Below are 1177 nucleotides of genomic sequence, written 5' to 3'. Positions count from 1 at the left end.
AAGCAAATGGGTAACGCTATACTCGATCCTATATGTGCCATCATCTTCTTTAGTGATATTCAGAATTTCATCAAAATCATTACTATAATAGCCTTCCTCTGGCATTTGAAAATTCGCAGTATCATTATTGGTTAAATGCTCGTTTGATATAATCTGAAATATCTGGATTTTCTTCATCGTCTGGAAGTTCAACTTCAAAAGTCTCAAACTCAAACACATAAGACGTTCCTTCAATAAGTTCGCCTGTCAAGTCCTTCTGGAAATGAAGCAAAAAAGGCCTGTCTTGAAAGAAGTGAACAACGGCGATTGTTTTTCCCGGAAGCGCATAGTAATCGGGCAAGAGTTGCTCAACTGTGGCCATAAAAGAACCCGAAAACTGTGCAAAATGCTTTTTGCTTTCGGCTATTTGCTGTTTCCCGTCATTATACCCTGCCTCGTAGCCAGCGGCATAGCCTTCTTCGTATTCCGCATTGTGCGCATCTGAACTTTGAGCATTATTTCCACAGCCAACCAATGTAAGTACTAGCATAAGGCCAAGAACTATTGTAGCCATCTTTTTCATACTGTTTCCTCCTTCCATGTTTTTCTTCGCCTTTATCGGACTTTTCCACAGTTTTTGCAAAATCGTTCGGAAGAATCATTTAATGTTCCACAGTCCGGGCAGTACCACCTACCATCTGGCATCGGTTCAACAGGCGAAGGCGTTTGGTGCGCCTTTGCCGGAGTTTGATTGGATGGTGCAGTAAACAACGGCGCAATATTCACATCTCTGCGTCCAACGCCAGCAAGGCTTCTAAAATCCCACGACTTAACTTCTTGTGCCAGCGTCCGTTTTGGTTCAATATACTGACCACACCGCTGGCAATATCGAACACCCAGCCTGTTTTCATAGCCGCAATTTTTACAAGTCATCAAAACTCCCTCCTTGCTTTTTGTTTATATAACGAAATTTAAGCCTGATTTATTTCGTTTGTTTACAAAATTTTCCAAAATCGTATAGATGCACATAAATTTTCTGAAAATTTGTAGCACAATCGCAATCTTCTTTTAAATAAACACGCTATAAGGACAAATTTTTTGTTTTACCTCGATTGAAAGCTATCTTTAGCTTTCTGGTTTGAGAACTGTACTTCGGGCCGGATTCTTTGGGTCTACTAGAATTTTTATTGGTGCCCCT

The 1177-nt window shown here is 40.5% G+C and carries 2 protein-coding genes; both read right to left on the bottom strand.

The features are described 5' to 3' along the window. Positions 1-124 precede the first annotated feature (124 nt). On the bottom strand, positions 125-562 hold the full coding sequence (locus tag WMO17_RS13065) for a FliH/SctL family protein (RefSeq protein ID WP_349138327.1): 438 nt from the start codon (positions 560-562) through the stop codon (positions 125-127). Positions 563-594: 32 nt separating this feature from the next. Then, positions 595-912 (bottom strand): zinc-ribbon domain-containing protein, encoded by a 318-nt coding sequence (locus WMO17_RS13060; RefSeq protein WP_112148022.1) that lies wholly within the window; start codon positions 910-912, stop codon positions 595-597. Positions 913-1177 lie beyond the last annotated feature (265 nt).

The organism is Faecalibacterium faecis (genome assembly GCF_040096475.1).
GTDB lineage: Bacteria > Bacillota > Clostridia > Oscillospirales > Ruminococcaceae > Faecalibacterium > Faecalibacterium taiwanense.
This window is presented reverse-complemented; position numbering and strand designations above follow the sequence as displayed.

Bases quoted from the DNA above. Each gene is read 5' to 3' on its own strand.
- WMO17_RS13065 (WP_349138327.1), bottom strand. From the start codon at position 562: ATGAAAAAGATGGCTACAATAGTTCTTGGCCTTATGCTAGTACTTACA.
- WMO17_RS13060 (WP_112148022.1), bottom strand. From the start codon at position 912: ATGACTTGTAAAAATTGCGGCTATGAAAACAGGCTGGGTGTTCGATAT.